This window comes from Rhodococcus sp. Q1, assembly GCF_004153645.1.
In the GTDB taxonomy this organism is placed as follows: Bacteria; Actinomycetota; Actinomycetes; order Mycobacteriales; family Mycobacteriaceae; genus Rhodococcus; species Rhodococcus gordoniae.
The window spans coordinates 936083-958801 of sequence record NZ_SDMJ01000001.1 but is presented as its reverse complement, the minus strand read 5'-3'; the positions used below and the strand labels follow the sequence as shown (position 1 = coordinate 958801).

At 67.2% G+C, this 22719-nt stretch carries 22 protein-coding genes and 1 pseudogene; 11 read left to right on the top strand and 12 right to left on the bottom strand.

What is annotated here, in order from left to right:
* Nucleotides 1-76 precede the first annotated feature (76 nt).
* On the top strand, nucleotides 77-844 hold the full coding sequence (locus EQ874_RS04525) for an IclR family transcriptional regulator (RefSeq protein ID WP_129975810.1): 768 nt from the start codon (nucleotides 77-79) through the stop codon (nucleotides 842-844).
* Here EQ874_RS04525 and EQ874_RS04520 read toward each other — a convergent pair.
* A complete protein-coding gene (locus EQ874_RS04520) occupies nucleotides 826-1614 on the bottom strand; it encodes an SDR family oxidoreductase (RefSeq protein ID WP_129975808.1) in 789 nt (262 codons plus the stop codon). The two genes, EQ874_RS04525 and EQ874_RS04520, sit on opposite strands and share 19 nt — an antisense overlap.
* A 108-nt stretch (nucleotides 1615-1722) precedes the next feature.
* Here EQ874_RS04520 and EQ874_RS04515 point away from each other — a divergent pair, with 108 nt between their 5' ends.
* Nucleotides 1723-2310, top strand: coding sequence for a TetR/AcrR family transcriptional regulator (locus tag EQ874_RS04515; protein WP_064063565.1), 588 nt, complete (start codon nucleotides 1723-1725; stop codon nucleotides 2308-2310).
* 36 nt (nucleotides 2311-2346) lie between these two features.
* Here EQ874_RS04515 and EQ874_RS04510 read toward each other — a convergent pair whose 3' ends face one another.
* Together EQ874_RS04510 and EQ874_RS04505 are read right to left on the bottom strand one after the other, a co-directional pair.
* A complete protein-coding gene (locus tag EQ874_RS04510; RefSeq protein ID WP_064063564.1) occupies nucleotides 2347-3483 on the bottom strand; it encodes a Rieske 2Fe-2S domain-containing protein in 1137 nt (378 codons plus the stop codon).
* Nucleotides 3484-3542: 59 nt separating this feature from the next.
* Complete coding sequence (locus EQ874_RS04505; protein WP_016933467.1) at nucleotides 3543-3821, bottom strand: hypothetical protein; 279 nt, start codon at nucleotides 3819-3821, stop codon at nucleotides 3543-3545.
* Between the two features lie 298 nt (nucleotides 3822-4119).
* On the opposite strand from EQ874_RS04505, the gene EQ874_RS04500 reads away from it, so the two are divergent.
* Nucleotides 4120-4908, top strand: coding sequence for an enoyl-CoA hydratase (locus EQ874_RS04500; RefSeq protein ID WP_129975806.1), 789 nt, complete (start codon nucleotides 4120-4122; stop codon nucleotides 4906-4908).
* A gap of 303 nt (nucleotides 4909-5211) precedes the next feature.
* Here the strand turns inward: EQ874_RS04500 and EQ874_RS23100 are convergent, their stop codons facing one another.
* Complete coding sequence (locus EQ874_RS23100; protein WP_242496638.1) at nucleotides 5212-5721, bottom strand: hypothetical protein; 510 nt, start codon at nucleotides 5719-5721, stop codon at nucleotides 5212-5214.
* 178 nt (nucleotides 5722-5899) lie between these two features.
* Here EQ874_RS23100 and EQ874_RS04490 point away from each other — a divergent pair, with 178 nt between their 5' ends.
* Nucleotides 5900-6772: an alpha/beta hydrolase gene (locus tag EQ874_RS04490; protein ID WP_129975804.1), complete on the top strand. Its 873-nt coding sequence runs from the start codon at nucleotides 5900-5902 to the stop codon at nucleotides 6770-6772.
* A 26-nt stretch (nucleotides 6773-6798) separates the two neighbouring features.
* Entirely contained in the window at nucleotides 6799-7560 is a 762-nt protein-coding gene (locus EQ874_RS04485; protein ID WP_129975803.1) for a DUF899 family protein, read from the top strand.
* A 64-nt stretch (nucleotides 7561-7624) separates the two neighbouring features.
* Here the strand turns inward: EQ874_RS04485 and EQ874_RS04480 are convergent, their stop codons facing one another.
* Nucleotides 7625-9571: an APC family permease gene (locus EQ874_RS04480; RefSeq protein ID WP_129975801.1), complete on the bottom strand. Its 1947-nt coding sequence runs from the start codon at nucleotides 9569-9571 to the stop codon at nucleotides 7625-7627.
* Between the two features lie 421 nt (nucleotides 9572-9992).
* On the opposite strand from EQ874_RS04480, the gene EQ874_RS04475 reads away from it, so the two are divergent.
* Together EQ874_RS04475 and EQ874_RS04470 are read left to right on the top strand one after the other, a co-directional pair.
* Nucleotides 9993-10667, top strand: a complete 675-nt coding sequence (locus tag EQ874_RS04475; RefSeq protein WP_129975799.1) for a PaaI family thioesterase — start codon at nucleotides 9993-9995, stop codon at nucleotides 10665-10667.
* Nucleotides 10668-10828: 161 nt separating this feature from the next.
* Nucleotides 10829-11218, top strand: coding sequence for a hypothetical protein (locus EQ874_RS04470; RefSeq protein ID WP_129975797.1), 390 nt, complete (start codon nucleotides 10829-10831; stop codon nucleotides 11216-11218).
* 491 nt (nucleotides 11219-11709) lie between these two features.
* Here the strand turns inward: EQ874_RS04470 and EQ874_RS04465 are convergent, their stop codons facing one another.
* Entirely contained in the window at nucleotides 11710-13245 is a 1536-nt protein-coding gene (locus tag EQ874_RS04465) for an amino acid permease (protein ID WP_129975795.1), read from the bottom strand.
* A 220-nt stretch (nucleotides 13246-13465) separates the two neighbouring features.
* Between EQ874_RS04465 and EQ874_RS04460 the strand changes: the two genes are divergently transcribed.
* Nucleotides 13466-13972 carry an Lrp/AsnC family transcriptional regulator gene (locus EQ874_RS04460; protein ID WP_016933667.1) on the top strand — a complete coding sequence of 169 codons (507 nt, stop codon included), beginning with the start codon at nucleotides 13466-13468 and terminating at the stop codon, nucleotides 13970-13972.
* Nucleotides 13973-14057: 85 nt separating this feature from the next.
* Here the strand turns inward: EQ874_RS04460 and EQ874_RS04455 are convergent, their stop codons facing one another.
* The 4 genes from EQ874_RS04455 to EQ874_RS04440 form a co-directional block, all read right to left on the bottom strand.
* Nucleotides 14058-15143: a Glu/Leu/Phe/Val dehydrogenase gene (locus EQ874_RS04455; RefSeq protein ID WP_207213471.1), complete on the bottom strand. Its 1086-nt coding sequence runs from the start codon at nucleotides 15141-15143 to the stop codon at nucleotides 14058-14060.
* Nucleotides 15144-15196: 53 nt separating this feature from the next.
* Complete coding sequence (locus tag EQ874_RS04450) at nucleotides 15197-18655, bottom strand: indolepyruvate ferredoxin oxidoreductase family protein (RefSeq protein ID WP_129975793.1); 3459 nt, start codon at nucleotides 18653-18655, stop codon at nucleotides 15197-15199.
* A gap of 371 nt (nucleotides 18656-19026) precedes the next feature.
* The gene (locus EQ874_RS04445) at nucleotides 19027-19440 is read right to left on the bottom strand and encodes an SPW repeat protein (protein WP_064851748.1); all 414 of its coding nucleotides are present in this window, start codon (nucleotides 19438-19440) and stop codon (nucleotides 19027-19029) included.
* A gap of 175 nt (nucleotides 19441-19615) precedes the next feature.
* On the bottom strand, nucleotides 19616-20614 hold the full coding sequence (locus EQ874_RS04440) for a zinc-binding alcohol dehydrogenase family protein (RefSeq protein WP_129976006.1): 999 nt from the start codon (nucleotides 20612-20614) through the stop codon (nucleotides 19616-19618).
* Between the two features lie 91 nt (nucleotides 20615-20705).
* Between EQ874_RS04440 and EQ874_RS22835 the strand changes: the two genes are divergently transcribed.
* Both EQ874_RS22835 and EQ874_RS04435 read left to right on the top strand, forming a co-directional pair.
* Complete coding sequence (locus tag EQ874_RS22835) at nucleotides 20706-20858, top strand: hypothetical protein (protein WP_165369195.1); 153 nt, start codon at nucleotides 20706-20708, stop codon at nucleotides 20856-20858.
* Nucleotides 20859-20877: 19 nt separating this feature from the next.
* On the top strand, nucleotides 20878-21447 hold the full coding sequence (locus EQ874_RS04435; RefSeq protein ID WP_129975791.1) for a hemerythrin domain-containing protein: 570 nt from the start codon (nucleotides 20878-20880) through the stop codon (nucleotides 21445-21447).
* 9 nt (nucleotides 21448-21456) lie between these two features.
* On the opposite strand, the gene EQ874_RS04430 is transcribed toward EQ874_RS04435, so the two are convergent.
* Both EQ874_RS04430 and EQ874_RS04425 read right to left on the bottom strand, forming a co-directional pair.
* Nucleotides 21457-21936, bottom strand: coding sequence for a YetF domain-containing protein (locus EQ874_RS04430; RefSeq protein ID WP_016931901.1), 480 nt, complete (start codon nucleotides 21934-21936; stop codon nucleotides 21457-21459).
* Entirely contained in the window at nucleotides 21936-22232 is a 297-nt protein-coding gene (locus EQ874_RS04425; RefSeq protein WP_242496637.1) for a hypothetical protein, read from the bottom strand. Before EQ874_RS04425 ends, EQ874_RS04430 begins: the two co-directional genes overlap by 1 nt.
* Before the next feature lie 66 nt (nucleotides 22233-22298).
* Between EQ874_RS04425 and EQ874_RS23415 the strand changes: the two are divergent.
* Nucleotides 22299-22648 (top strand): annotated as a pseudogene (locus EQ874_RS23415) (catalase); the annotation flags it as partial.
* Between the last annotated feature and the right edge of the window lie 71 nt (nucleotides 22649-22719).

Here is a 22719-nt window from a genome sequence, read left to right as displayed (position 1 = left end):
AGTCGCACCCATCGATTGATTGATCGGTTGATCAATGAGTGAGCCGGCACTGTCCGCCCTGTTGAAGGAGGATTTCGTGACACGCACCGACGATTTTCCCGATGCCGTCATCGCCCGCATAGCCGGGCTCCTGGACGAGTTCCACACCGGCGACCACCTCACACTGTCCGAGTTGTCGACACGCACGGGCCTGCCGCGTTCGTCCGCTCACCGCTTGCTCTCCCAGCTCGCCGAATACGGCTGGGTGAGCAAGCGCGGCAAGGCCTACGCCCTCGGGCGCACGCCCCTCGAGTGGGGCGCGCTGGCACGGAAGCACGACCGCCTGCATCGTGCGGCCAATCCCGTCCTGCACGAACTGCATTCGGCGACCGGTCTCGTCGTCCACCTCGCGGTACTCGACGGCGGCGACGTGCGCTACGTCGACAAGGTCGGCCGCGGACCGCTCGCGCTACCCTCGCGCATCGGCGGTCGGCAGCCGGCCCATCGCACCGCGCTCGGCAAAGCGCTCCTTGCCCATACCCGATTCGACGTCGCCCGACCGGCGCCAGGAGGTGTACCACCCGTCGAAAACCTGTTGCCCCGCAACGAGATCGCGCGTATCCGCGAGCGGCACATCGCCCACGAGCGGGAGGAATCCACGCCGGGGGCCGCGTGCGTGGCGGCACCCATCGGCAACGGCCGGACCTACGTGGCAGCGTTGTCCGTGACCGGCCCCGTGAACACGGTGGACACCGTCGGCCTGGCCACCCCGATCCGGCTCGCCGCACGGGCGGTGTGGCGCGCGTTGTCCCCGAACGAATCGCAGCACGCGAGCGGACCGGCGTCTCAGCGCACCAGCGCCTGACCACCGTCCACCGGCAGCGAATGGCCGGTGATGTACCGGGCCGCCTCGCTGCACAGGAAGACCACGGCAGGACCGATGTCGGTTTCGGGGTCGCCGAGGCGCCCGAGCGGAATCGAAGCAGCGTACGCCGCGGCCTCCTCCGGTTCGCGTTCGGCCCACTCCTGCATGGCGATCGAATCGGCCAGCGGAAGAATGGAATTGACCCGAATGCCGTCGGCCGCCCACTCACAGGCGGCAGTGCGGGTGAACACTCGGATCGCCTCTTTCGCTGCCGCATATCCGCCCGTCCCCGAGGGGTTCCACCGGATACCTGCCGCCGATCCGAGATTGACGATCGAGCCACCGCCACGCAGATGCGGGTGACACGCCCGCATCATCCGCCAGGTGGCGGCCGGGCCGGACTCCATACCGTCGCGGTACACGGCTTCGTCGAGTTCGAGCAACGTTCCCGGAGCCGGTGATTGCGCGTTGTTGACCAGGATCGTGAGTCCGTCGAACTCCGCCACCACGTCCGCTACGGTCGCATCCACTGCTACCGGGTCGGTCACGTCGCACACGTACGGCACCGCGCGACCGCCTCGGGCTTCGATCTCGATCGCGGTGGCACCGATGGTCTCCGCGGTGCGGCCCACCGCGGCCACCGAGGCACCGGCAGCGGCGAGCGCAAGGGCGATACCCCGCCCGATGCCCTGACCGGCTCCGGTCACGAGGGCGGTGCCACCCGCGAGGGGCAGCGTGGGAACGATCGGGTCCATACGGGATACGGCCATGCATACTCCTGAAGAGATCGGGACGGGACTCCATTGATCGATTGATCAATGGATATGGCACAATGTTGCCCGGAACAGGCCTCGACCAGGCTTTACGAGAGGACGACGGTGGATCCGCAGGAGCGCAGGAGACAGATACTCGACAGATCCGCGGAGATCTTCGCTCGCAAGGGCGTCACCGCTACGACCATCCGCGAGATCGCCGATGCGGTCGGCGTCTACTCCGGAGCGCTCTACCACTACTTCCCGTCCAAGGAAGCGATCGTCACCGAGCTCATCCGCGAGTACATCACCGACCTCAACGAACGATGCCGCGAGGTACTCAGGCGCAACCTGCCGCCCGTCGAGCGGCTCGAAGCGCTCACCCGGATAGCGCTGGAGACCTCCGAGGACTACCACGGGGCGACATCCATCTGGCGGCGCGAAGGCGAATACATGCGCGAACGCGTCGTCGAAGCCGACATGGTCGCCTCCGCGGACGCCATGCAGGTCGCCTGGCGCGACACCATCCGGGAAGGCACCGAAGACGGCCTCTTCCGCACCGACATCGACCCCGAGACGTTCCGGGAACTTCTCTACGACGCGGTCTGGCATGCCTCCCGCTGGTACCGGCCGGGACCGAACCGCACCCTGGCCGATCTCGCCCGCGCCATCGTGTCGCTGGCCGTCGACGGATTCCGCCGCCGAGAGGCCTGATCCGTCCCGCCGCAGGCGACGGGACGGATCATCGGATCACTCCGCAGAACCGGCGAGATTCTCCTCGACCTCCTGCTGCCACGACTCGAGCGCACGAGAGGTGTCCACCTCGAATTCGAAACGCTGCGTCATGTCCGGCGTGACGTCCTCGAGGTCGACGTAGAACTGGTTGTACCAGCGACGCAGCTGGTAGACCGGGCCGTCCTCCTCGGTGAGGAGCGGATTCTCGATGCGGGACTTGTGCTTCCAGATCTCGATGTCCTGGGCGAACTGCTCTTCGAGACCGTCGGTGAACATCGTCGCCATCTCGGCGGCCTGCTCCTCGGACATGCCCTCGATCTTCTTGACGATGGTGCCGAACTGCAGCACGAACGAATTGTTCGTCACCGGGTAATGGCAGTTGATCAGCTTCGACTCGATGGTCGTGCCCTCGGCGACCGTGTAGATCGTATCGAGCATGAAGGACGGGCCGTAGTAGAAGGCATCCGAGATGGTCTGCGCCTCCGGCAGATCCATCTGCACGCCGGTCTTGATGTCGTCACGGCCGTAGGAGCGCATGTGCTGGCCGGCGATGTGCCCGTCGAAGACGTTCTTGAAGTACTCGGGCATCTGGTAGTGCACGTAGAAGAAGTGCGCCATGTCGACGACGTTGTCGACGATCTCGCGGCAGTGCGAGCCCTCGACGTGGATGGTCGTCCACGTCCACTCGCTCCACTGCCCGTCCTCGTAGCCCTCGATCTCGGGGATCGCGAGTTCGGGAGTGGGCTCACTACCCTGCGGGCAGTGCCAGACGAAGAGAACGCCGTTGCGCTCCATCGTCGTCCACGCCTTGGTGCGGCCCAGTTTCGGCGTGCGGCGCGCGTACGGAACCGCTTCGCAACGGCCCTGGCCGTTCCAGCGCCAGTCGTGGAACGGGCACGCGATGGTGTCGCCCTTGATCTCCCCGCGCGCGAGATTGCCACCCATGTGCCGGCAGAAGGCGTCGAGCACGTGCAGCTTTCCTGCCGTGTCGGCGAAGACCACCAGGTCGGTGCCGAACACCTTGACCTGGTGCGGCTTTCCGTCACGGAAATTCTTGGCGAGGCCGATGCAATGCCATCCGCGCGCGAAGCGGGTGGGATTGGTACCGGGATCGATGTTGCGGATCTCGATCCGCTCCTGGGGGACGGTCATGGTTTCTCCTGCGCTGACGAGAAGTGAAGGGGCTGAAGAGGGGTGAAGACGAACGGCGGTCACCGGGCCGGGGTGGCCGCCTCCGTGGAAGCGAGAGGAGCGATGGCGGGGTCGACCCGGTGGCCGGTCCGGATCACACCGTCGGACACGGCCTCGTCCACCGTGCGGTCGAGTGCCTCGCACCGCATCACGTAGGCACCGGGACCGACCGCGGAGGCGGCCGCGATCTCACGGCACGACTGCCGGGCCTCGTCGGACCACTGGATGCTGGTATGAGCGGGGCTGTACTTCGCGACGAGCACGCGAGCGTCACAGGTGTGACAGGCGAGCGACTGCATTGTTGCCGGTTCCCTTCCTCGGATGAGCCGAGACTAGGAACCGCACTGTGTCCGGCGACACAGCTTTTCAGCCCAGCGGGACAATCGGCGTTCCACCGATCTCCCGGTCACCTTTCGCGCGGTGAAACGGGGCTCGCCCCGCGTGTTGCAGGGGCGAACCTCGTTTCGGCGCGTCGGCCCGGGGTCGGACGTGGAATGCGGATCACGTTCCGGGGCATCCGCTCAGCGGTGCGCATCCACGGTGCACTCGGTGAACGAGCGGGGTCGGATCCACCGAGGTTGCGGATACTGTCGGGCCATGACTTCCGAAGAGGTCCTGCTCGTCGAGCAGCGCGACGCCGTCCGCATCCTCACCTTCAACCGGCCGCAGGCGCGGAACGCGCTGAGCTCGGCGCTCATCGACGCACTGCGCACCGAGGTCGCCGCAGCGGATACGGACGACGATACGAACGTCGTGATCCTCACCGGCACCGATCCGGCCTTCTGCGCCGGACTCGACCTGCAGGAACTCGGAGAGAGCGGCGGCAACCTCTCGCTGGTCTCGGGCGCCGGCCTCCCGGTCGGTCACCCGTGGACGCCGATCTCCAAGCCGATCATCGGCGCGGTGAACGGCGCTGCCATCACCGGCGGCCTCGAGATGGCGCTCGCGTGCGACTTCCTCATCGCGTCCGAGCGCGCCCGGTTCGCCGACACCCACGCGCGCGTCGGTGTCCTGCCGGGCTGGGGACTCACCCAGCGCCTGCCCGCAGCCGTAGGTCCGGGTTTCGCGCGTCGCATGAGCCTGTCCGGCAACTTCGTGAGTGCCGACGAGGCATTACGCGTCGGTCTGGTGACGCAGGTCGTCGCGCACGACGAACTCCTCGATACGGCACTGGAGGTCGCGCGGACGGTCGCCGGCAACGATCAGCCCGGTGTGCGGGCACTGCTCGCGTCGTATCGACGCGCGGAAGAGCACGTCGTCGAACCCGCTCTGCGCGTGGAGCAGCAGACGTCGGAGGCGTGGATGCAGGAGTTCTCCCCGTCGCTGGTCGCGGAGCGGCGAGCTTCCGTGATCGAACGAGGAAAGGCTCAAAACGCCCATAAGTGACGATATTTCGGGCGAATCGGACTTCAAGATCACAAAACAATCACAGCTGTTGATGCGGGGTAACAACAAATGGGACGGTTGCGACGTATGAGAAGGAAGTGAACGGAAACGTCTTCGGACACGTCCACTTCCGCACAGTCCCTCGTGGACATGCCAGTGTACGAACAACAATGGAGGTACTCATGCTGCTCGGATCCCTCGGTCTCACCCTCGTCGGCCTGCTCGCTGCCCTGGGCGTCATTCTCTGACAGCCGTAGATCGACTCCGCGCCCGCACTCCCCCCTGTGTGCGGGCGCGGTTCGGTCATCGCCCGGATGAATCCGGATGCACCTCGGGAGCTCGGAAAACCGGTTTCTCGCGGCGCTTCTCGGACATTCGCTTCTCGAATTCTTCTTTCTCCCGTTCCGCCATCTCGGGGTCGACCTGCTCGCCCGAAGGCATAGGTCCGGGATCGCTGCCGGGCGCACCCGGACCCGGATCGGCCGCGTCGATCTCGTTCGAGCCGGTGTGCTTGATCGGGAGAAACGGTTCCATGCTTGCCATGGATACGGATTCCCGGCACCCATGCGCGCAAACGCCCACTCCGGCAGCGGAATGTTCTGCAGTCGCAGGTGACCGATGCGCGGCATCCCGTGGTCGAGCGAGTCGCAGACCCCGACCCTGCCCCACCGCGCAGAACCTTCCCGAGGGCACGAAAACGTAACGAAGTGAGTTCTCGACCGCCGGCAGGGTTTCACGGCGCAGCGGCGGGTACTCCTCCGTCAGCGTCCCGGTGCGGACGCAGTCCGGATTCCCGAACGACAGGAGGAACACATATGCACTTCGGATCTCTTGCGCTCCCCCTCGGCGGACTGCCCACAACACCGGACAGCATCCACTGAGCCAGCGCACGCCGCGTCCGCATCCGATACGGGTGCGGACGCGGTCGTGTGTGCGATGAATTTTCCGGTCGGCACGGGTCGGTATGGTCACCGAACTCGAAGGAGCCGACATGCCCGAACTCGTCACCCGCACGATCGACCTTCCCGGCGCGACCCTCGTCTACGACGTCCGCCCCGTCCCCGGCGGCGCCACGCCGCTGCTTCTCGCAGGATCCCCGATGGACGCGAGCGGCTTCACAGGCCTCGCCTCCTGCTTCGACGACCGGACGGTGATCACCTACGACCCGCGCGGCACGGGTCGCGGTACGCGCACCGACACGTCGCTGCAGTCCACACCCGCCCTGCACGCCGACGACCTGCACCGGATCCTCGTCGAACTCGATCTCGGCCCCGTCGACGTCTTCGCCAGCAGCGGCGGGGCTGTCAACGCGCTCGAACTCGTCTCGCGGCATCCCGAGCAGGTGCGCACGCTGGTCGCCCACGAACCGCCGATCCTCGAACTGCTGCCCGATCGCGCCTCGGCCGAAGCGGTGCGCGACGACATCCACGACACCTACCAGCGCAGCGGCCTCGGCCCGGCCATGGCGAAGTTCATCGCCCTGATCAGTTATGAGGGCGAGCTGACCTCCGACCATCTCGGTCGCCCGTCGCCGAACCCTTCCGACTTCGGGCTGCCCACCGAGGACGACGGGACCCGCGACGACGTACTGCTGAGCCAGAACTGGATGTCGTGCACGGGTTACCGCGCAGATCTCGACGCTCTCGCGAGCGCGTCGACGCGCATCGTCGTCGCGGGTGGCCGCGAGTCGGCCCGTCAACTGTGCGGGCGGACCGCCGCAGCGCTCGCCGACCGGCTCGGCACCATCCCGACGCTGTTCCCCGGCGACCACGGCGGCTTCATGGGCGCCGAGCAGGGCATGCCCGGCGACCCGGAAGCGTTCGCCGCCGTGCTCCGCGACGTGCTGCAACCGAGCCGCGTGTAATCCGTCCGATCATCCGGGAGCTCATCATGACCACACCGCGATCCGGCCGCCCACCCGTGGTCGACCTCGCCACCTGGCAGGCCGCACGCGACGAGCTCCTGCTCCGGGAGAAGGCCCACACGAAGGAAGGCGACGCCATCGCCGCGGCTCGCCGCCGCCTGCCGATGGTGGAGTTCGACGGCACGGTCGAGGTGGCAGGACCTGGCGGCCCGGTCCCCTTCCTCGACCTCTTCCAGGGCCGCAACGAACTCGTCGTCTACAAACACATGTGGTACGACGGTGCACCCCCGCAAGGACAGTGCGAGGGGTGCACCACCACGGCCTGGCATGTCCGCGACGCCGTGTACCTCGAGGCCCGCGGCGTCTCGCTCGCGTTCGTGACCACGGGTACCTGGGAGGAAGTGGCCGCGTTCGTCGAGTTCATGGGATACACCCAACCCTGGTATTCGGTGCGCGACATCGACGAACCCGTGGGCGGAGCGATGGGTTGTCTCACCTCCTATCTCCGGGACGGCGACCGGACCTTCCTCACCTACTCCACGACGGGTCGCGGCACCGAACGGGCCAACAGTTCCGCCGGCCTGCTCGACATGACCCCGTACGGGCGTGGCGAGAGATGGGAGGACAAGCCCGAGGGCCGGCCGGAGGGAGACGACCCGTGCTGGTTCTGGCGTACGGACGCCGAGGGGCACGCGACATGGGGTGAGACGAGCCGCCCGGCGCCGCAATGGACCCGACCCGGCGCGACTCCCGTCGAGACCCTCGGGCGTCAGGGCGACTGGCACTGACCTCAGCGACTGGAACGGCCGGATCGGTATGTGAACTTCGGTGAGCGCAGCCCGTCGCGCTCGGTTACTTCGCTTCCGAAGAATGCAGCCGCCACGGCACGCTCGTCACCATCACGCCGGGCTGGAACAACAGGCGACTCTTGAGCCTCAGCGCGCTCTGGTTGTGGAGCAGGTTCTCCCACCAGTGCCCCACGACGTATTCGGGGACGAAGACGGTGACCACATCGCGTGGTGAGTTGCCCCGCACCCGCCTGACGTACTCGAGCACCGGTCGTGTGATCTCCCGGTACGGCGACTCCAGCACCTTCAAGGGAATCGTGATGTCGCTGGACTCCCATTCGCGCACGAGATTCCGGGTGTCCTCCTCGTCGACGTCGACGGTGATCGCCTCGAGCGTGTCGGGATGGGTGGCCGAGGCGTATGCGAGCGCGCGACGCGTGGGGTGATGCAGCTTGGCTACGAGCACGATCGAATACGTGCGACTGGGCAACAGACCGTCCCAGTTGGCCGGGTCGAGTTCGACCGCCACGCGTCGGTAGTGGCGGTTGACGGCCCGCATCGTCACGAACACGCTCACCATGGCGAGGATGGCGATCCACGCGCCGGCGAGGAATTTCGTGATGAGCACGATGATCAGGACGGTCCCCGTCATCGCGAGCCCGACACCGTTGATGACGCGCGAGCGTTGCATCCTCCGGCGGTGACGCGAGTCGGTCTCGGTGGCCAGCAGTCGCGTCCAGTGACGAACCATGCCGGTCTGGCTCAACGTGAAGGAGACGAACACACCGACGATGTAGAGCTGGATGAGATGCGTGACCTCGGCGTCGAACATCCATACCAGCACGATCGCTCCGAGGGCCAGGAAGACGATGCCGTTGCTGAACGCGAGCCGATCGCCTCTGGTGCGCAGCTGAGTCGGCAGGTGTTTGTCCTGCGCGAGCACCGACGCGAGAACCGGGAACCCGTTGAATGCCGTATTGGCGGCGAGGACGAGGATCAATGCGGTGACGGCGGTGACGAGGTAGAAGCCGAGCGGGAAACCGGTGAAGACCGTTTCGGCGACCTGCGCGATCAGTGTCTTCTGGTGATATCCGGCCGGTGCTCCGCTCAACTGCGTGGCGGGATCTGCGGCGACGACGACCCCCAGTCGCTCGGCGAGGACGATGATGCCCATCAGCAGCGTGATCGCGATGGCGCCCAGCATGAGCAGGGTGGTGGCGGCGTTGTGTGATTTCGGTTTCCGGAAGGCCGGAACCCCGTTGCTGATGGCCTCCACTCCGGTCAGGGCCGCGCATCCCGACGAGAACGCGCGGGCGAGGAGGAAGGCGAAGGCCAGTCCGGCCAGGTGGGATTGTTCGGCGGCGAGTTCGTAGTGCGACGACTCGGCGCGTAGAGGGACATCGGACACGACGAGACGCACGAAACCCCAGACAAGCATCACCCCGACACAGAACATGAAGGCGTAGGTGGGCACGGCGAAAGCTGTTCCGGCTTCGCGGAGTCCGCGCAGATTGACTGCGGTGAGGAGTGTGATCGCGGTGATGGCGAACAGCACTTTGTGGTGTTCGACGAAGGGGACGGCCGACCCGATGTTCTGGGCGGCCGACGAGATCGACACGGCGACCGTCAGCACGTAGTCGACGATCAGCGCGCTGCCCACCGTCAGGCCGGCCATCGCACCGAGGTTCTTCGTCGCCACCTCGTAGTCGCCGCCGCCGGAGGGGTAGGCATGCACGTTCTGCCGGTAGCTCGCGACCACCACGACGAGGACGAGGGCGACCGCGAGACCGATCCACCCGGAGAATGCGTAGGCGGACAGGCCCGCCACCGACAACACGAGGAAGATCTCCTCCGGCGCATAGGCGACGGACGACAGGGCGTCGGATGCGAAGACCGGCAGGGCTATCCGTTTCGGCAGCAGCGTGTGGCCGAGCGTGTCGCTTCGCAGCGGCCTTCCCAGCAGCACTCGCTTGGTGATGCTGTCACGGCCTTTGCGGATGGTTACGGCCACGACCACCGACTCCTGTCCGGCGCATACCCGCGCACGCAGAAGCGAACGGTACGGTTGTATTACGACGCTCGCCAGGGGTGCGGATCGGGCGAATTTCACCCCGTCGATCACCCATAGGCCAGGTTGGCAGATGACACAATCGTCGATAACGTAAAGACGTTGTTGCTCCTCGCAACAAAGCGTGCCGGGTCTCCTCCCCTTTTGACTCGGCACGGACGGACCCCGTCGGCCCCTCCCCTCGTTAGCCGACGGGGTTCTCTCATTTTGTTCCCACCCATGACGGGTTCACCCACTTTCGTACCGATCGGTCCGTTCCACGGAACCTGCGGAGTTCCCGCGCAGCGGCAGCGGAGCTTGACTCACCGACAGTGCGCGCGGTCGACTGCTTTCCTTCACCACGCTCACGATCCCGGAGACCCTGATGACCGATTCCATGCTCGAGCTCTACGTCGACGACGGATTGTCCGACGAGGAAATCGACCGGCAGAAGGCCACCTACGGCCCGCTCACCGAGGACGTGCGTGAGCTGATCCAGCTCGCACTGCAGACGCGCGCGGACGCCGACGACGTCGCGCGGGCACGTGAACACCTCGCTGCCGCCCGCGAGATCCTCGAACGCGACCGGGAGGACGGCCCGTACGGCACCCGCTTCAACGACTCCGGCCGCTTCCGCAATTGGGGCAACGCCGCAATCGGTCTGCGCAACGCGATCGCGCCGATCGGCGAGCTCCACGAGGACGCCGACGGCCGCGTACGGGCGGACATCCACCTCGGTCCGATCTACGAGGGACCGGCCGGGCACGTCCACGGCGGAGTCTCCGCGCTACTGCTCGATCAGATCCTCGGTGACGCCGCGCGCCTCTCGGGACACCCCGGGATGACGGGCACGCTCACCATCCGTTACCGCAAACGCACTCCCCTCGGCGCTGTACACGTGGAGGCGAAACTCGACCGCGTCGAGGGGCGTAAGGCGTTCGTCGTCGGGCACGTCGCCGACGCCGAGGGAATCTGCGTGGAGGCGGAAGGCATCTTCATCGCCCCGGTGTGGATGGTCGAGCAGCGCGACTCGTTCACGGAGACACCGCGCCCGGAGTAGGGCGTCTCCCGACCGGCCACTCGCCCTGACGACGGTCACCCCGCAACTCCTGTCGTTGCTCTGATACCCCTGTTGCGAGAGTCACCACCTGCGACTCGGTATCCCCGGCGCCTCCGCCAGTACAGTGGATCGATATCCGGCTGGAGCGAGAGGAGTCGACCGTGCAGAACGCGGTGTTCTACTCGCTCGTCGCGATGTGCTCGCTGTTCGCCGCGTCGACCTGGTGCCTGTCGCGCCCGCATCTGCTGTCGAGCTCGGCTGCGCTCGTCGCCTCCGGACTCTGGGTACTGATGAACGGCCCCCTCGAGGGTCGCGTGCTGTACTCGGTGACGCCGAACCACGGATTGACGGAGGCAGACCTGCTCTCCGGAGTGGGCGTGTGCATCGCCGCCTGGGGATTCTGGACGTTGCGGAACCGTCGACGGCGTCGGCGCGCGCCGCGACCGTCGTCGTACCGCGGGCATCCGGACGAGTCCCGCGCCATGCCCACCGCCGTCTTTCCGGCCAGGGGCGATGCCGAGACGGACTCGTTCCGCCGCAAAGCAGGATGAACATCTCGGTTCGAGCCCGAGAAAATTTCTCAGGTCTCGTTTCAGTATCGACTCTGGACGACCGCCCAGGTCGTCACCTAAGCTCCAAGGCGGCCACGGCGTAGGTGGCCGTGTCTCCCGAAAGTCCTCCCCGACACAGGAGATACAGCGCGAGGCCCCGCCGGCTCCTCCCCTCGAATCGCTGGCGGGGCCTTCCCCTGTCGGCCTCCCCGACGACAAGGGCAGATCCAAGGGCAGTCGGTGCCGGACACGGAATTCGTCCTGTATTCGAACGAAACGTCCGGCGAGCCCTGTGACCCTCGTCTCTGCGGCGCCGATCACAGCATAGATCAATCTGCTCACCGGCGTGCATAGATCTCACTTCGGTTCGCCCTCCGTTCGGTGTCGCGACCGGACGGCGTCCGCTCTCCTCCTGGCCGGTATCCGCAACCTCCCGAACACACGAGCCCGCCCGCACCTGTTCGGCGCGGGCGGGCTCGGGGGCGACGGATCTACACCGGTTCCGGTTCCTTCGTCTCGTGCTGCACGGCTTCCCGCTGGGCCGCTTCGAGCTTCAGCCGCTGCCCGAGCACCGACTTGCGCCGGCCGTAGGCGAAGTAGACCGCCACGCCGAGGACCATCCAGACGGTGAACCGGATCCACGTCTCGACCGAGAGGTTGAGCATGAGCCAGCCGCAGGCGAGCACCGCGAGGATCGGGACCAGCGGCACGAGCGGCACCCGGAATCCACGGGGCAGGTCGGGACGGGTGCGACGGAGCACCATCACGCCGACGCAGACCAGGACGAAGGCGAACAGCGTGCCGATGTTGACCATCTCCTCGAGCACACCCATCGGGAACACCGCGGCGAGGACGGCCACGACACCACCGACCATCAAGGTGATGCGCACGGGCACACCCTTGTGGTTCGTGACGGCGAGCTTGCGGGTGACCAGCCCGTCCCGGGACATCGCGAACAGCACGCGGGTCTGGCCGAGCATCATCACCATCACGACGGTGGTGAGGCCGGCGAGACCGCCGATGTTGATGGCCATCTGCGCCCAGGTGATGCCGTGCGCCTCGAAGGCCGTGGCCAGCGTGGCACTGCCGTCACCGACCAGTTCGCTGCCGGTACGCAGATCGGTGTACTTCACCATGCCGGTGAGCACGAGCGTGACGCCGACGTAGAGGACCGTGACGATCGCCAGCGAGCCGAAGATGCCGCGAGGCAATGCCTTCTGCGGGTTCTTCGTCTCCTCCGCGGTGGTGGCGACGACGTCGAAACCGATGAAGGCGAAGAATACCAGGCTCGCCGCGGCGAGGAGTCCGTACCAGCCGTAGGTGCTGCCACCGGCGCCGGTGAGCGCCGAGAACAGCGACTGGTGCATGCCGGCCGCAGCGCTCTGCGATTCCTCGGCCGGCGGAACGTACGGCGAGTAGTTGGACTTGTCGATGTAGAAGATGCCGACGACGATGACGAGCAGGACCACCGCGACCTTGATGGCGGTGACGACGGCGGAGACCCGCGACGACACCTTGGTGCCGATCGCCAGGATGATCGTGATGGCGCCGACGATGAGCAGCGACCCCCAGTCCACCGTGATCGGCCCCAGGTCGATCGATGCGTCGCCGCCGAACATGCCCCCGAGGTACATCGACCATCCCTTGGCGACGACCGCGGAGGCCAGTGCGAATTCGAGGATCAGATCCCACCCGATGATCCAGGCGACGAATTCACCGAAGGTGGCGTAGGAGAAGGTGTAGGCGCTGCCGGCGACCGGTACGGCGGACGCAAACTCGGCGTAACACAGCGCAGCGAGGCCGCAGGCGATCGCGGCGAGGACGAACGCCAGCGAGATGGAGGGTCCGGCGAGGTTGCCGGCGGTGCGGGCGGTGAGGGTGAAGATTCCGGCGCCGACCACGACGGCGACGCCGAACACGGTCAGATCCTTGGCGGTGAGTTCTCGTCGTAGCCGCGAACCGGGTTCATCGGTATCCGCGATCGACTGTTCGACGGATTTGGTCCGCCAGATGCCGACTCCGGGCATTGTGTGCTCCTCGGGGTGATTGCGGCGCCCGCCACGCCCGGTCCGGGCAGGGAAGGCATGTCGCTCACGTCGCGCGATGCATTACGTTGCAGCAGTGCGTGTTTGCATGAGCATTTGATTCAGCAATCATGGCACTGGCTGATGAAGTGTCAATATCTTTCTGCTCGGCTGAGCATTATGCTCGAGCAGTGACGCGCATCACAACGGAAAGGGTGTCATCGTGTTCAGTCTCGACCGGCTCGACGCAGCTCTCCTCGGAGAGCTCACTCGCAACCCCCGCGCAGGGATCGTCGACCTGTCGGCGAAACTCGGCGTCGCCCGCAACACCGTGCAGTCGCGGATCAAGAAACTCGAGGAGTCCGGTGCCGTCACCGGATACCGGCCGGTCGTCGACCTGCCGAAGCTGGGCGTGCCGCTGCAGGCGTTCATCGGTGCCGAGCTCGTGCAGGCCCGCATGGGTCACGTGATCGCCCAGCTGGGGCGCTTTCCGGAGGTCCTGGAGGTACATGCGACGACGGGCCGGGAGGACCTCCTGATCCGGATGGCCGCGCAATCCCAGGAAGATCTGCTGCTGGTACTCGAACGCATCCACGCCATCGAGGGCGTCGCCCACACCACCACGACTCTCGCCCTCACCACGCCGATCCCGTACCGGACCCAGCCGCTCGTCGAACACATCACCCGCGACGCCGGACACGGCCGCTCGTCCTCGCCCGGCAACCCCTGACGGCCCGGCCGACACCGACAGCACGGCCCGAAGACACGAGAAGGGGAGGCACCGCGCGGCGCCTCCCCTTGTTCCCCTGTGCGGATCAGGCAGTATCGATGCGACGCTCGGCGATCCGATTCGCGGCGGCACCCGGCGTGACGCCGAGAGTGCCGGAGACGTCGAAGATCTCGGTGGTGCGGTCGAAGATCGACTCCACGCGTCCGCGGACGACCTCGACGTCCGATCCGTCGACCTCACCGGCGACCTGGATCAGGCCGCCCGCGTTCGCGACATAGTCGGGCACCCAGACGATTCCGCGCTCACCGAGGATGTTCTCCACCTCCGGCACGGCGAGCTGGTTGTTGGCCGCACCGCACACGAGCCGCGCGTCGAGGAGGGACGCCGTCGACGGGGTGAGCGTGCCGCCGAGCGCGCACGGCGCGTACACCTCGGCGGAGGAGGCGACGACACTGTCGGTGACCTGCGCCGGGAACTCGTCGAGCACCCGGGCGACGGCGGCGGGGTTGACGTCGGAGACGATCACCTCGGCCCCGTCGGCGACGAGCAGCTTCACGAGCTCGTATCCGACCTTCCCGAGCCCCTCGACGCCGACCGTGCGACCCGCGAGAGTCGTTTCACCCCAGACGGTCCGGGCCCCCGCCCGCATGGCCTGGAAGACACCGAGGGCCGTGAGCGGTGAGCTGTCGCCGGATCCACCGGCCGCGACGGTGCGCCCCACCGCGTGGGCGGTGTGCCGGCCCACCACGTCGAGGTCCTCCGCGCGGGTTCCGACATCGGCGGCGGTGATGTAGCGACCACCGAGGGATTCGACGAATCGCCCGTAGGCGGCGAGTAATTCGTCGTTCTTGTCCGTCTTCGGATCGCCGATGATGACGGCCTTGCCACCGCCGAGATCCACACCCGACACCGCCGCCTTGTAGGTCATGCCCCACGACAGGCGCAGCACGTCCTCGAGGGCCGTGGCCTCGTCTGCGTACGGGTAGAAGCGGGTTCCACCGAGGGCCGGGCCGAGGGCCGTGGAATGGATCGCGACGATCGCTCGCAGTCCGGTTTCGGCGTCCTGATGGAAGACGACCTGCTCGTGCGGACGGTCGGTGAGGCGGCGGGATCGGCCGAAGACTCCCGAGGCGGGTCCGGTGTCGGGGTGGGCGGCAATCGAGGTGGTCACGCGTGTGTTCCTTTCCAGCAGAAGACTTGTACGAATCGGAAGTCGGTGGCGGCTCAGAACTCGGTGTCGACGCCGAGTTCGGCGAGACGGGTCCGGTACTGCTCCACGGAGCGGAGCTTGACGTCCTCATAACCGCGCACCGTGTCGGGCAGTGCCGCGATCTCCACGGCGCGGTCGTAGGAATCGACGTCCAGGTCGGCGGCGAGCCGCCGGATGGTGGCGGTGTAGTGGGCGAGCAGGGCACGCTCGACGCGCCGGACGTGGGCGTAGCCGAAGGGATCGAGCTTGGTACCGCGCAGACGCTTGGCCTTGGCCAGGGCCTTCAGCGCGACATGCGATTTCGGTCCGAATCCGACCTTCTTGTCCCGGCCGAGCGCACGCAGCACAGGCGGGTGCAGGCGATAGGTGAGTTTGTGGCCGCCGGGGACCTGGCCCTGGACCTCGTCGAGGAAGGCCGGGTCGACGAGCATCCGGGCGACCTCGTACTCGTCCTTGTAGGCGGTGAACTTGAAGAGCCCGCGGGCGACGGCCTCGCTGAACTCCGTGCGCTCGGTGACGCGCCGTTCCGCCTCCCACACCGACTGCACCTGCTCGATGTAGCGCGCGGCCAGGGCCTCGTTCTGGAAGTCGATCAGAGACGCGGCGCGGATCCGCACGAGCCGCTCCACCTCACCGGTGAAGGTGGCGCCGGCGAACAGCCGCTCCGGCGCGACGGTGGCGGCACGCTCCGCGCGGGCCGGTTCGGTCGCGGCGGCGAAGGCGGCCGGATCGGCGACGGCCACCCGGCCCCAGCGGAAGGCGGCGAGGTTCGTCGCGACTGCGACACCGTTGATCTCGATCGCTTCCTCGATCGCGGCGGCCGGGATCCGCAGTCCGCCGAGCTGGTGGGCGGCGCCCACGACGAGGAAGTTCGCGGCCGAGGTCTCGCCGAACAGTTCCTGCGCGGCGGCGAGCGCGTCGAACGAGACGGTCGTGCGGGTCGCGGTGTCGAGGCGGGCGAGCAGGTCCTGTTCGTCGGGGTGCCGGACCGAGCGGTCGTACACCATGTCGCCGGTGGGGACGCGACTCGTCGACGCGACCGCGACGGTCCGGGCGGGATCGGCGTACGCGAGGTTCTTCGGCTCGGTCGCGGTGAGCAGGTCGAGCGCGAGCAGAGCGGAGGCACCGCCCGGTCCGACCCGGTTGCCGGGCTCGAGGCCGTCGGCGGCGAACCGCAGGTGGGAGACCACCGGACCGGCCTTCTGGCTCATGCCGATCTGGTCGAGCGACTCCACCTCGAAGCCGGCGCGCAGCGCGGCCGTCGCGAGTACCTGGTTGACAGTGACGATGCCGGTGCCGCCGATGCCCGCGAGGAAGACGTTGCTCGTCCCGGTGGGGGTGTCGACGACGGCGTCCGGAACCCGCGGTGGGGTCGGCGCCGTGCGGCGCTCGGGCTTGCCGGGCGAGGTCTCGACGGTCACGAACGACGGGCAGTCGCCGTCGAGGCACGAGTAGTCGGTGTTGCAGGAGGTCTGGTCGATGCGGGTCTTGGAACCGAACTCTGTGTCCACCGGCTGCACCGACAGGCAGTTGCTCTTGACACCGCAGTCGCCGCAGCCCTCGCACACCGCTTCGTTGATGACGACGCGGGTGGTGCGGGCGGGCAGGGTGCCGCGCTTGCGCTGGCGGCGGGCGTCGGCGGCGCAGTGCTGGTCGTAGATGAGCACGGTGACGCCCTCGATCTCGCGCAGCAGCTTCTGCGCCTCGTCGAGCCGGTCGCGGTGCCAGACCTCTGTTCCGCGGGCGAGGGTGCGCTTGCGCAGACGTTTCGGCTCGTCGGAGCAGACGATGATCTTGCGGACGCCCTCGGTGGTGAGCTTGTGGGTCAGCGCCGGGATCTTCAGGGCGCCTTCGGCGTCCTGTGCGCCGGTCATCGCGACGACGTCGTTGTAGAGCAGCTTGAAGGTGATGTTCACCCCGGCGGCGACGCATGCCTGCACGGCGAGCTGGCCGGAGTGGAAATACGTTCCGTCGCCGAGGTTCTGGAACATGTGACCGATGTCGGTGAACGGCGCCTGGCCGATCCACTGCGCACCTTCGCCACCCATCTGTGTCAGGCCGGTGACGGCGCTGTCCTTGCGGCCGGACAGGGTGACCAGGGTGTGGCAGCCGATGCCCCCACCGCCGATCGACCCCTCGGGAAGGGCGGTGGAGCGGTTGTGCGGGCAGCCGCTGCAGAAGTACGGGGTGCGCGCGGTCGACAGCACCTCGAGCGACAGCTGCGGCAGGGGTGCGGGACCGAGTTCGACGTGGCCGCGCAGCACGCGGCGCAGCGGGCCGCGCAGACGACCGGCGGTGAGCTCACCGTCGACGGGCACGAGCGGCCGGCCGTCGGCATCCTTCTTGCCGACGATCCGCGGGGCGCCGGCGGTGCCGTAGAGGATCTCGCGGATCTGGGTCTCGACGAAGGCGGTCTTGTCCTCGACCACGATGAGTTCGTCCAGGCCGCGGGCGAATTCGCGGACGATCTCGGGTCCGATCGGGTACGGCATGCCGATGCGCAGCAGACGGATGCCGGCGCGGTGCAGCGCGGCGTCGTCGACGCCGAGGTCGAGCAGGGCTTGACGCAGGGCGTCGAAGGCGGTGCCGGTGGCGACGAGGCCGACGCGGGCCTGCGTCGGATCGACCTCGATCACGTCGAGGCCGTTGAGACGGCCGTACTCCTGCACGACCTTCCAGCGCGGGCCGTAGAGGTCGGCCTCGGCGATGACGCTGTCGCCGGGCGCGGCCATGGGGCGCTGCGTGTAGACGAAGGGTTTTCCTTCCCATTCGACCTCGGGGACCGTGATGGGCAGGTCGGAGATGGAGCCGTCGACGGACCACGCGCCGTCGGCGACGTCCGCGACGATCTTGAGGGCGACGAGACATCCCGAGGCGCGCGAGAGCGCGACGCCGTGCAGGCCCATCGTGACGATCTCGGCGGCGTTGCGCGGGAACAGCACCGGGATGCCGAGCGCGGCGAGGGACCGCTCGCTGACGGCGGGGACGGTCGACGACTTCGACGCCGGGTCGTCGCCCACCATGAGCAGCACGCCGCCGTTCGGGTTCACCCCGTACATGTTGGCGTGGCGCAGGGCATCGGTGGCGCGGTCGAGGCCGGGGCCCTTGCCGTACCAGACGCCGACGACGCCGTCGTGGGTCGGTGTGCCGGCGCCGAGCTGCCCCTGGCTTCCCCACACGGAGGTGGCGGCGAGTTCCTCGTTGAATCCGGGCACGAAGGTGATGTCGTGTTCGGCGAGGACCTTCGGCATGCCGTGGAGCATCTTGTCGAGACCGCCGAGGGGGCTGCCCTGATATCCGGAGACGAAGGTCGCCACCCGGCGGCCCTCCCGCATGGCACGCACCTGTTGTTCGACGAACAGGCGGGCGATCGCCTGGACACCGGTGAGCAGCACGGTGCCGGACCCCGAGCGGTATCGGTCGTCGAGGTCGTACGGGACTCGTTCGCTCTCGCGGATCACGGTCTCGGTCATTGCGTACCACCGTCCTTCGTCGCGGCGTCCGATTGTGTCTGCGCCGCTTCGATCGCGTCATTTGGTACAGCAATAGTCGATTGGGCTAGGCGAACTCGTCAACAGAAGATTTTTCAGTGCTTCATTTCGATCAGATGTGACCCACAGCACACCCGATGAATGCGCACGGTGCTCAGTTCCGGACCTCCTGGCGCATCGTCCCCTGTTCGGTAGAGCGGCCTCCACCGCTGCGCAATACGGGGTTGCAGCGTTCGAGCGAGGGGTATTGCCCCCGGTAGCCGGAAGCGGCGTCCGGACGCCGCACCCGGCCAGGTGCTGCCGGTTCAGAATTGCAGCCGGCAGCACCGCCCGGGGTTACTGCACCGAACCGGTCAGCGTGAACGGTCCATCAGACCGGTTCCCATCGCGGCCGTGGCCACGCCCAGGACGAACACGATCACACCCACGATGACGTGGGACCAGATCATGGAGGTGCTGGTATCGACGCCGCTGACCAGCCACGGCGAAACGACCAGCCACAGACCGAGCAGAGGCGCGATGAACGCCAGGCCGTGGGTGCGGCCGTAGGCCGAACCGAGTGCCATGGCGAGCAGTGCGACCGCGAGCCCGCAGATCAGATTGGTGGTGGCGAGTGCCGTCTGGTCGGCGAATCCGATGATCCACGCGGATGCCGCCGCATACAGCCCGGCGACCATCATCAATCCGTCGGTGACCTGGACTGTGGGCTGTTCGCCCATCCGGTCGTAGCGTTCGCGCATCTCGACGATATCGGGATGGGTGTGCATTGCAGAGTGAGCCGATGATGTCGACATTGTCCTCATCTCCTCGTAGGTGAGAAGTCCGAGGGGCCCTCCTGGGTCCGACACCATTATCGTCGCCCCGGACAGGATTCTGCCGTAGGGGAGAAAGTCCCGACTTGGTGATCTCGGGCGTATCCGAGCAGTATCGATCTCCGAACTCTCAAGGGACGAGGACGGCAGCGCCTCGCACGCGGTCGCCTGCGAGATCCTCCAGTGCACGGTCGGCGTCGGGGAGCCCGTACCGCATCGTCGCGACCCTGATGTGGTGGTTCGCGGCGAAGCCGAGGAACTCCCGGGAGTCCTCGCGGGTATTGGCCGTGACCGACCGGATCTCGCGCTCCTGGAACAGGTGCGATCGATAGTTCAATTGCGGGATGTCGGTGAGATGGATGCCGGCGATCGAGAGGACGCCACCGCGGTCGAGCGCCTCCAGCGCGGGCAGCACGAGGTCTCCGACGGGCGCGAAGAGGATGGCGGCGTCGAGAGGCACCGGTGGCGCGTCCGCAGCACCCTGTACGGACGCGGCCCCGAGCTCGCGGGCGAGGGTCCGCGCGTCCTCGCTCCGCGTCATGACGTGGACCTCGACACCTCTCGCCATGGCGACCTGCGCAGCGATATGGGCGCTACCGCCGAAGCCGTAGATACCGAGCCTGCCCCCGTCCGGGACGGATGCGCGCTTCAGGGCGCGGTAGCCGATGATGCCGGCGCAGAGCAGCGGAGCGAGTTCGACGTCGTCGTATCCGCCGGGGAGCGGTAGCGCGAACGCCGCCGGCACGGCGACGAACTCGGCATATCCACCGTCGTCGTCCCAACCGGTGTATCTCGAATTCGGACAGAGGTTCTCGTCGCCCCGGCGACAGTAGCGGCACCGCCCGCATGTCGACCGCAGCCATGCCACCCCGACGCGGTCGCCGGGGGCGAACCCCTCCACCGCCTCGCCCACCCGATGGACGACCCCGACGACCTCGTGCCCGGGGACGACCCCCGCCCGGTGGACGGGGAGATCACCTTCGGCGACGTGCAGGTCGGTGCGGCACACACCGCACGCCAGCACGCGCACCAGCAGATCGTTCGCGCCTGCTTCCGGAAGCGGGACGGATTCGAAGCTCATCGGGTGACCGGCGACGGGGCCGGGCTCGGTCACTCGCCACGCCCTCATCGACCGGGGTTCGTCCACGGCTCCCGCCTCCCCTGCGTTCCGCCGATATCCCTGTGTTTGCCGGTATCGGCACCGGTGAACCCCTTCATACATGAGCAGCACAGAAGGTTCCGCCGATTCGTACGATCCGGCCCAGGATCCCGATGCCGACCCCGACAACCTCCTCTCGAAGGCCCCGCGGCAGCCGGACCAGGCGGAAGGCGAGGACGAGTCGGCCGAGACCGGCGATACCGGACGATCCTGACCATTCGAAGGAGACAACGATGAACGAACCCGCTCACGAGAACACGGATGTCGTCACCATCCTCACCGACGACCATCGAGAGATGCTCGAGCTTCTGGGCCGAGCAGAGACCACTCTCGATGCGGACGAGCGCCGGGATCTCACCGACGCCGCGATCGCCGAGGTGATGAGGCACTCGGTCGCCGAGGAGATGTTCGTCTATCCGGAAATGGAGAAACACCTACCCGGGGGGACGGAAGCCGTCGAACACGACAAGCAGGAGCACGACGAGATCGTGCAGGTGATGAAGCAACTCGAGGGTGCAGATGCGTCGAGTGCCGAATTCACGTCCCTGGTGAAGAAGCTGGAGAGTCTGTTACGCCACCACGCGAACGATGAAGAGTCCGAGCAGTTTCCGGCACTGAGGGCACACCTCGGGCACGACACGCTCGTGGAGGTGGGCACCAAGGTACAGGCCGCCAAGAAGCTGGCGCCGACCCGACCGCATCCGTCCGCGCCTCATTCCGAACTGTTCCACAAGACGGTAGGCCCGGGGATCGGCATGGTGGACCGTCTGCGCGATGCCCTGACGGGACGTCGCACCGACTGACGGCCGTCCTCACGCCGGGTCCGGCTCCTCCGGCGCGCCGTCCTGCGCGCGCCTGCGGGTGAAGAAGGAGACCCGGCCGTTCGTCTCGAGCACTGCGAGTTCGATGTCGGAGAACCGGCGAATCCCTTCTTGCCGCGCTGCGGCCAGAAGGTCGTCGAGGGACAGGCGTTCCCGCTTCAGGTTCTGCATGTCCGGTTCGCCGTCCTCGACGATCACGACCGGGACACCGTGGGTGATCCCGCGCATCCTCGGGTACCGGGCGTTGATGGTCGCCAGACCCAAGGTCAGGACGGCGAAGACGCCGATGGTGAGGACCGCGGTCGTCACGGACACGTCGTCCTGGGTGATGCCCTGCTGTACGAGATCACCCATCGCCACGAAGAGCACGAGCTGGAATGTACTGAGTTCACCGACGGTGGAACGACCGACGAGGCGGGTGATTCCCCACAGGAACAGGAACAGGACGAGCGCGCGGATCACGATCTCCATCAGGGCACCAACCAGGTATCGAAATAAATTGTCACTGCCGAGTTCTCGCCGTCCATCACCGAGACGGAGCCCGATTCGCCCCACTGTTTCCCGGCGCGGATCCGAACGTCGAGCGCGAAGGTGAACTCGTCACCCGGTGGCGGATCGAAGGTCAGATGCACCAATCCGTTGCCCGCGGTCTCGGACGCCGGTTCGGGCAGGCGCCCTCGCATCTCGAGGATCTCGAAGTAGGACGTGTCGATCGCGAGGACGATCTCCCCCTCGAACCCCCGTCGCGATGCACCTTCACCGACCACGGAACATCGAGCCCGGGACGCGCGATCCGCGGGTAGGTCAACTCGAGGTCGTAGCCACCACCCTGGGCCGCCATCGAGGAATTGAAGGCCGACGGCATCGAACCGAGCCCGATCGCACCCAACGCGCTGTTCGACGAGGAACATTCCGAACATGCGTCGAGCCTGTGGCATCTGTCGGACGGAGCAGCCGCGGATCAGGGACGCTGGGCGCACGGCACCGGACCCGACGGCACGACACCCATGTCGTTCCTCGCCGACCCTGTCCCGCTGGGAGATGTCGCGAGCGCACCGCCACCGGACCCGAAGCTGTACGCGACCTACGACGGGTCCCAGGGAAAGCCCCGCTCCGCCGCACTGGGACGGAGAAAGGACTCGTGGGCAAGGTCAAGGACGCCCTCGACCCCGACACTCCCTGATTCTTCCTTTCGATGCAACCACCCCGGCTCCTGTGAGCCGGGGTGGTTGCACGTGAAAGTACCTTCCCGGC

Bases quoted from the DNA above. Each gene is read 5' to 3' on its own strand.
- EQ874_RS04440 (WP_129976006.1), bottom strand. From the start codon at position 20,614: ATGAGGGCGTGGCGAGTGACCGAGCCCGGCCCCGTCGCCGGTCACCCG.
- EQ874_RS04505 (WP_016933467.1), bottom strand. From the start codon at position 3,821: ATGCAGTCGCTCGCCTGTCACACCTGTGACGCTCGCGTGCTCGTCGCG.
- EQ874_RS04475 (WP_129975799.1), top strand. From the start codon at position 9,993: ATGACCGATTCCATGCTCGAGCTCTACGTCGACGACGGATTGTCCGAC.
- EQ874_RS04465 (WP_129975795.1), bottom strand. From the start codon at position 13,245: ATGCCCGGAGTCGGCATCTGGCGGACCAAATCCGTCGAACAGTCGATC.
- EQ874_RS04450 (WP_129975793.1), bottom strand. From the start codon at position 18,655: ATGACCGAGACCGTGATCCGCGAGAGCGAACGAGTCCCGTACGACCTC.
- EQ874_RS04435 (WP_129975791.1), top strand. From the start codon at position 20,878: ATGAACGAACCCGCTCACGAGAACACGGATGTCGTCACCATCCTCACC.
- EQ874_RS04520 (WP_129975808.1), bottom strand. From the start codon at position 1,614: ATGGCCGTATCCCGTATGGACCCGATCGTTCCCACGCTGCCCCTCGCG.
- EQ874_RS04500 (WP_129975806.1), top strand. From the start codon at position 4,120: ATGACTTCCGAAGAGGTCCTGCTCGTCGAGCAGCGCGACGCCGTCCGC.
- EQ874_RS04485 (WP_129975803.1), top strand. From the start codon at position 6,799: ATGACCACACCGCGATCCGGCCGCCCACCCGTGGTCGACCTCGCCACC.
- EQ874_RS04445 (WP_064851748.1), bottom strand. From the start codon at position 19,440: ATGCACACCCATCCCGATATCGTCGAGATGCGCGAACGCTACGACCGG.
- EQ874_RS04430 (WP_016931901.1), bottom strand. From the start codon at position 21,936: ATGGAGATCGTGATCCGCGCGCTCGTCCTGTTCCTGTTCCTGTGGGGA.
- EQ874_RS04490 (WP_129975804.1), top strand. From the start codon at position 5,900: ATGCCCGAACTCGTCACCCGCACGATCGACCTTCCCGGCGCGACCCTC.
- EQ874_RS04510 (WP_064063564.1), bottom strand. From the start codon at position 3,483: ATGACCGTCCCCCAGGAGCGGATCGAGATCCGCAACATCGATCCCGGT.
- EQ874_RS22835 (WP_165369195.1), top strand. From the start codon at position 20,706: ATGAGCAGCACAGAAGGTTCCGCCGATTCGTACGATCCGGCCCAGGAT.